This window comes from Flagellimonas amphidinii (assembly GCF_013090115.1).
GTDB lineage: Bacteria > Bacteroidota > Bacteroidia > Flavobacteriales > Flavobacteriaceae > Flagellimonas > Flagellimonas amphidinii.
The window spans coordinates 1-3,277 of sequence record NZ_JABFNN010000032.1 but is presented as its reverse complement, the minus strand read 5'-3'; the positions used below and the strand labels follow the sequence as shown (position 1 = coordinate 3,277).

The following is a 3,277-nucleotide window of genomic DNA, read 5'->3' as shown; positions in this document are numbered from 1 at the left end:
GCGCCGCTTAAGGAAACAAGCACTTTTCCCAACTAGCGGCTATAGCGAATCAGCGTCTAATGGCTTCCCCGTAGCTCTTGCGAGCTTGCTCGCAACGCTACTCGCCATAGCCGCGTGGCCATTAGCAACAATTAAAAAATGAAAGTCACTATTACCTCCATAGAACTAAAAGGACCTTTTAAGTTCTTTGCTCTTTCTGCCAAAGCCATGAAAATTATTGCTCAGCTAAAAGGGACAAATTATAAAGACTTTAAGAAAAAAGGATTTTGGACTAAACATTATACCATGACACTATGGAATAACGAAACTGAACTCAAAGCATTTGCTAAAAGTGGAGCTCATTTGGAAGCTATGAAAGCTAGCAGCAAAATTGCAAGGGAAATTAGAACAATTACAATTGATGCTGATTTTCTTCCTCCTTGGAAGGAAGCAGAAAACCTTTTGAAGAACGGAAAGGTTTATAAATATTAAAACGGTTGCTAACACTGTATATAACAAATAGGGCGTTCGGTGGTTCAGGAAAGTTCAGTGCTATTTAGAAATACCGCCAAATCGTTGATTTGGCTTTTAAGAATGAATAAGATAAAAACAAAATACAACGTTTTGGCTCAATGCATACTTGAAAGTTTATAGCTTTCTACTGCCCTACTTGCCATATACTAACCGTTAGTTGCAATTTCAAAATTAAACACATGAACCAATTTTCAAACAGTATTCTTCTCTTATTTATTCTATTGGCAGTTCTTAATTGTAAACCTAATAAGAGTCAGCCTTTGAGCATTAGTGAAATTGAGAAAGCGGAGGTTTTATTGAAAAATCATGATTCATTAGCACAATCAAAAATTATGATTGTAGGCACTTTCCATTTTAACCGAGAGGTATTGGAAGAAGAAAGTCAAGAAAATATTTCGAAACTGGTCAAAGCTTTATCCGAATTCAATCCAACAAAAGTAGTGATTGAATGGGAGCCTTCTTTATCAAAAAAGACAAACAATGAATACCACTCTTACCTAAAAGATTCCTTTGACATTAGCACGTTAGAAAATGAGATATATCAATTAGGGTTCCGTATTGCAAAAGAAGCGAAAAATGACAGTATATATCTTTTCGATAATCAAACCGAATATATAGGGTCCTTAGAAAACTTTTCCTTTGATTCATTTGCTAAATATGCCAATGAGAATGACGGTGGATTTTACAATAAACACGAAAAAGACCTTATTGAAACCTATAACCATAATCAAGAAGTGTTTAACAATCTTAACATTTATGACCAAATAGCACTAAGGAATTCCCAAATCGCCCAGAAGATAAATGAACAACGCATGCATATGTACGAAATAAGGGTGGGCATTCAAAAAAATTGGATTGGCCCAGATTGGTTAGGCCGCTGGTATCAAAGAAATATAAGAATGGTAGGAAACATTCTAAAAATGAATCAAAAAGGAGATAGAATACTTGTTATTGTAGGAGATAATCATAAATGGACTCTTGATATGCTATTGGAAAATATTCCTGATTTTGAGGTGGTATCAAGTTGGGACTATCTAAAAAAAAGCCACTAACAATGTATAACTGCAATTTATTCACAGCTTTATTGTTTTGTAAAAATGAGTTCATCAGTCGCTTGGCTCTGGTTGGCGGATTCGACTACCCTTCGACTCCGCTCAGGGCAGGCTAGAATCTACTCGGAATTGTTAAGGCTTGCGACCAAACTGAAAACAAACGCCAAAATCCCGTAACTTATTTTATACTAGACTGTTAGATGTAATTAATACAAACTAAATTAAAAGATGAGGTTATTAAAAACACTTTTAATATTCTTTATAGTATCAAATTTATTTAACTGTTCAAATAGAGGTGCTACCAATGAAGAAACGAAAATCGCCAAAGAAGAACTATTACAAACAATAGATAAGTTCAATAAAGCTTTTCAAGAAGGGAATCTTGACATCATAGAATCACTAATTACTGATAATTATATTCACACTAATGGAAATTCAAAATCGATAAGGAAGAAAGATTGGCTTAGTTATTTAAATAAAAGAGAAAAAGAAATTAAATCTGGTAATCTTGAAGTTGTTGAATACAAAATGGAAGAAGTAGAAATTGAATTTCATGAAAGTATTGCTATAGTAACAGGGAAAGTATTCGTCTCAAATAAAGTAAAAGGTGAAATTAAAAACAATGAATACAGAATAACTAACCTTTGGGTAAAGGTAAATGGAAACTGGCAAAGAGCAGGTTTTCATGATGGGAAAATAGAATAGTCTCAATCATTTTTTTAAATAATTCATGTCAATCCAAATTTTAAAACAAAGCCTCGCGCTCCCGCAAGATTGCATCTTGTGGTCTTGCCTTTGGATTATCTGCGAAAATTTTTCCTCATTTAAAAGAGCTATAGATGATATGATCTATATTTTTATGTAGCCATTCATTGTGAAAAACGTTCATAGAATCATAAAATAAAGAAAATTATGACTGCAATAAGCCAACTTTCATCATCATTAGGACAAAAAGGGAATGATGCAAATATAGCCTTAGCCATAGAAATTGCAGAAACTGAAAACAGTAATGCGATTAAGGAACTTGTGGAGAATCTGAAAAACAAGGATAAAAAAATTCAAGCTGATTGTATAAAAACACTTTATGAAACCGCTTATTTAAAACCTAGCTTGATCGCTAGTTATCATAGAGATTTTTTGGAACTGTTATCGAGTAAAAATAATAGATTGGTTTGGGGCGGGATGATTGCTTTATCGACAATTACAGATTTGAAGGGCAAGGAATTATTTGAATCAATAGATTTGATTTCAGATACGGTTAACAAAGGTTCTGTAATAACAGTTGACGCTGGAATTGAGATATATACAAAACTCAATAAATATTCCGAGTTTCAAGACAAAGTTGAGAACTTACTGACAGACCAACTATGGAAATGTCCAATCAAACAATTACCTAAATATATGGAAAAATCAACTATATCGATAAACAAAAAGAATAAAGAAATTTATCAAAAAATAATAAATGAACGAAAAGCAGAATGTGAGAAAGACTCACAAATAAAAAGGCTCGATAAAGTATTGAAACAGATTGATAAAATATAAAAAACTCGCGCTCCCGCAAGATTGCATCTTGTGGTCTTACCTTTGGATTATCTGAGAAAATTTTCCTTCTAAAAGAGCCATGGGTTATATGGGCTATATTTTTATGTTGGCATTCATGAAACAAACCAGATGAAAAAAAGGAATATAGATTTGAAGGTTGGAGGTGTCTT

Annotated in this window: 4 protein-coding genes; all 4 read left to right on the top strand. The window is 33.1% G+C overall.

The annotated features are described in order from the left end of the window. The first annotated feature begins 138 nt into the window (after positions 1-138). The 4 genes from HJC33_RS09740 to HJC33_RS09725 all read left to right on the top strand — a co-directional run bounded on the left by HJC33_RS09740 (position 139) and on the right by HJC33_RS09725 (position 3,107). Positions 139-471 (top strand): DUF3291 domain-containing protein, encoded by a 333-nt coding sequence (locus HJC33_RS09740; RefSeq protein WP_171658637.1) that lies wholly within the window; start codon positions 139-141, stop codon positions 469-471. 221 nt (positions 472-692) lie between these two features. Beyond that, positions 693-1,565 (top strand): DUF5694 domain-containing protein, encoded by an 873-nt coding sequence (locus tag HJC33_RS09735; RefSeq protein ID WP_171658636.1) that lies wholly within the window; start codon positions 693-695, stop codon positions 1,563-1,565. 228 nt (positions 1,566-1,793) lie between these two features. Beyond that, on the top strand, positions 1,794-2,270 hold the full coding sequence (locus tag HJC33_RS09730) for a nuclear transport factor 2 family protein (RefSeq protein ID WP_171658635.1): 477 nt from the start codon (positions 1,794-1,796) through the stop codon (positions 2,268-2,270). 207 nt (positions 2,271-2,477) lie between these two features. Further along, positions 2,478-3,107, top strand: a complete 630-nt coding sequence (locus HJC33_RS09725; protein WP_171658634.1) for a hypothetical protein — start codon at positions 2,478-2,480, stop codon at positions 3,105-3,107. The last annotated feature ends 170 nt before the right edge of the window (positions 3,108-3,277 follow it).

Coding starts and splice junctions, on each gene's coding strand:
- HJC33_RS09730 (WP_171658635.1), top strand. CDS start 1,794: ATGAGGTTATTAAAAACACTTTTAATATTCTTTATAGTATCAAATTTA.
- HJC33_RS09725 (WP_171658634.1), top strand. CDS start 2,478: ATGACTGCAATAAGCCAACTTTCATCATCATTAGGACAAAAAGGGAAT.
- HJC33_RS09740 (WP_171658637.1), top strand. CDS start 139: ATGAAAGTCACTATTACCTCCATAGAACTAAAAGGACCTTTTAAGTTC.
- HJC33_RS09735 (WP_171658636.1), top strand. CDS start 693: ATGAACCAATTTTCAAACAGTATTCTTCTCTTATTTATTCTATTGGCA.